This window comes from Bacteroides timonensis (assembly GCF_000513195.1).
GTDB lineage: Bacteria > Bacteroidota > Bacteroidia > Bacteroidales > Bacteroidaceae > Bacteroides > Bacteroides timonensis.
Genome location: NZ_CBVI010000189.1, coordinates 1 through 3,230 on the forward strand (window position 1 = coordinate 1; position 3,230 = coordinate 3,230).

Consider the following 3,230-nt stretch of genomic DNA (forward strand, 5'->3'; position numbering starts at 1 on the left):
CTCTTTGATTTCCACGATATTTATTCCATTTTCACGCCAGTGACATGCGGCTGTATGACGCCATAGATGCGCGTGCATAGAATTGGGCACTTCATTGCAAGTGAGTCTTGCCTTGTCTGCATGAAGTTTCATCCTTTTGCTTACCGCAGGCTGGGTCAACTTACACCGCTGCCCATGGACAGTTGAATAAAAGAGATAGTCCTCCTGATTAGGGGATTTCCCATGGAAGAGTTTCATGTAGCGCTCGTACCATTTCGTTATACCTGATTGAAGAAAAACAGAACGTATTTTACTCCCTTTGCCATGGAGGATAGCGTAGGGATATTTGACATCTGTCCGAAGATCTTTTACTTTCAAAGAAAGGATCTCATCGATTCGTCCGGCAACTCCATAGCACATCAGCATCAGGAAGAGATCTCTAACCCCAAGTTTTGTTGTTATATCGGGGGCTGCAAAGAGAGCCTTTACGGCATTTCTTGTCATCCCCATTATATGAGACTTCTCTTCTCTCATTCTCTTAACATGCTCTTTTGCGTTAAGATATAGTCCGGCAAAAGCCACATCTCTGCCACCTATGTACTTGAGCATACATTTTATAGCACCCATCCTGCCATTGCAGCTTGTCGGCTTAAGATTTCGGTCATCTCGGAGCCAAAGGAGCCAGTTGTTGAGAACCTCGGGCGTGAAGCATTCTATGCTTAATGTAAATGGTGTGTATCCTTTTTCTTCCAGATAGGATACATATAGCGAGAGTGCTGTCCTATAAGCTTTTTCGGTATGGGAACTGCATCCCCGCATTCTTGGTACATAGATGTTTATCCAGTCACTTATGTATTCCGCAAGGCGTCTTGCCTGAAGACTTATCCCAGCAGAAGATTCCTTCTTCTTTCTCATGACTTATAATTGATTTGGTTCATTTCCTGGATAAGAGGGAAGAAGGTCATCTAAGGCATCCCCGCAGTTCTTTCTCAGTTTATCTGTAAGCATAGGTGTCAAATGAAAATAACCGAAGGTGCTCTGTATGTCCTTGTGACCCATGCTTCTTGATAGAAAGAGCAGCTTGCCACTGAACTCAAAGCCATGGTTTTCCCACTGGGAGATATTTGTGGTGGCATAATGATGACGGAAGTCATAAGGACGTGCTGATTCCTGGCTTATACGCGGCCACAGATTCCTGAAGTGATAGCCTTCCCAAGCTGCCCTATGGGGTTTGTCACCTGCTGCCGGGAAAAGATGAATTCTGTCGGGGAACACTTTTCCAATCGCTTGATCATATTGACGAAGCAACTTTAACATGCTGTCATGTAGGACAACACGGTGCTTGTCAACTCCTTTTGATTTCTCTATGTTTACCACTCCCGTCTGGAAGTCGACGTCAGTTCTTTTTAGTTCGCGAGCCTCGCAGGTTCTCATACCTGTGCTGAAGAGGAAACGAAAAAACACCGGAAGTTCAAGCATGTTGATAAGCCGGGATAATGTCTGTTGACTCTTGTAACATTCATACCAAAAGACATCGCATTCTCTGAAGAAATGCGATAATTCATCTTTCGAAAAGAAGTGTGCTACTAGTTCAACTGGTACATTTGTGCTACATCGCAGGATGGTCACATCTGTTTTCCCACGGTCACGAAGATAGGCCACAAAATTCCATATAGGAGTAGTGCGGTATCGACAGGAGTTACCCTTTTCTGTGGAACGTGGCTTGCACCAGTCCATCATCACCTGCGTCAGTTCCGTGGATGCGGGATAATGGGCGTGGATGTATTTGTCGAAGTAGTGCAGATTCTCATAATAGGTATTGCTCCAGCTGTTTTCTGCTTTCTTTCTTGCGATAAAGTTCTCCATATCCACGGCCAGGAAGGATTTAAACGGTCTTTCCATATACGGGGCATTAGATTGAAAAATAATTTGATGGCATAGGATAATCCTCAATGGATAAAGCACACGCTTTCAGATGCTCGATGTCGGAGTCAGCATAGGGTTTGAGGGATTCCGGAGATCTATGACCTACGATTGAAGATACGATCTCACATGCTGTGCTTTGGCCCAGAAGGGTTGTTACAAGATTATGCCGCATTAAGCGCAACCCTCCGGCAGCATTGTGTCGGATACCTGCTATCTTGAAGATTTTGGATAAAATCCCGGCTACCGTACCCAATGACCGGTCAATTGTTCTCTGCTGACGGAGGATAGGACCTTCCAATTCTGCAGTCGACCTTTCCATCGTCATATAATCAAAAAGTTCATTACCGATATGGACGTTCATTGGAAGAGACAGTGGTTCCCCGGTTTTAGACTGAACCAGACTTACAACCTCGTTTTTCCAATCTACATTTCCTGGAGTCAGCGATATGATATCAGTTCCACGCAAACCCCAAAAGAAAAGGATCCAACCTACAAGTCTGTCTCTATGAGTAAGTTTATTTCCCTCGTCCAAAAGGACTTCTCGTATCTTTTCAAATTCCGCCTTCTCAAGATAAGGATAAGGTTTTTCGCCGGATTTTATATGCGGAAGCCAATTGATGATTTTCGTAACCTCAGCCTTGACAGGTTCTTTCCGATGATAAGTCTTGATAAACTCAAGAGCTTTTTTCAAAAGGAAACAAAAATCCTTTCCGCGTTTTTGCTTTTCTCCATCATGGAAGAAAGCCAATACGCTTGACTCTGATGCATCGTTCAAAGAGACAATATTAACGCCATTAAGATAGGACAGAAAGACTATAAGCGCACGCGTACGGGTATAAATGGATTTATCACCAAGGAGTTGACGGCTCGACTGTTCTTCTTTATGGAAGCGAACAAGTAACTGATATTCCTCTGAAAGCTTGGCTTCGATTGGTGCCCTGGGTAAAAGAGACTCATGGGTTTTACGGTCTGGCAACTTTCCTTCAAGATGGAAGCGTTTCACATTGCCGAGATAAACTCGGAGAGCTTTGAATCTGGGTTCATTTGGCTTATAGCCCCTTTGCTTGACCTCCTTCCAGAAGATTTCCTCATAACTTTCAGATGTTGGTCCTAAGGTGAGAACCAGATTGACACATCGCCTTGTGAGCCAAAAAGTATCCTTGTGATAGTTGTTCTGTTCCAGATGAGCAATTAGCTTCTGGAAATTGGATTCTAAATATGATATATCCATAAGCTGATAAGTTTTGGTTAATATCAGCCTGCAAGTTATAAATATTATCCAAACTTTCAATCCATAATCAGCATCTTATCAGATGATTACAACA

Annotated in this window: 3 protein-coding genes; all 3 read right to left on the minus strand. The window is 43.4% G+C overall.

All coding sequences use genetic code 11. The annotated features are described in order from the left end of the window. Nucleotides 1-894: tyrosine-type recombinase/integrase (locus BN161_RS27635; RefSeq protein ID WP_044272511.1), on the minus strand; the 894-nt coding region annotated here is incomplete at its 3' end. A 3-nt stretch (nucleotides 895-897) separates the two neighbouring features. Next, a complete protein-coding gene (locus BN161_RS27640) occupies nucleotides 898-1,881 on the minus strand; it encodes a tyrosine-type recombinase/integrase (protein ID WP_044272513.1) in 984 nt (327 codons plus the stop codon). 10 nt (nucleotides 1,882-1,891) lie between these two features. Beyond that, a complete protein-coding gene (locus BN161_RS27645) occupies nucleotides 1,892-3,136 on the minus strand; it encodes a tyrosine-type recombinase/integrase (protein ID WP_125910948.1) in 1,245 nt (414 codons plus the stop codon). Nucleotides 3,137-3,230 lie beyond the last annotated feature (94 nt).

Bases quoted from the DNA above. Each gene is read 5' to 3' on its own strand.
- BN161_RS27645 (WP_125910948.1), bottom strand. From the start codon at position 3,136: ATGGATATATCATATTTAGAATCCAATTTCCAGAAGCTAATTGCTCAT.
- BN161_RS27640 (WP_044272513.1), bottom strand. From the start codon at position 1,881: ATGGAAAGACCGTTTAAATCCTTCCTGGCCGTGGATATGGAGAACTTT.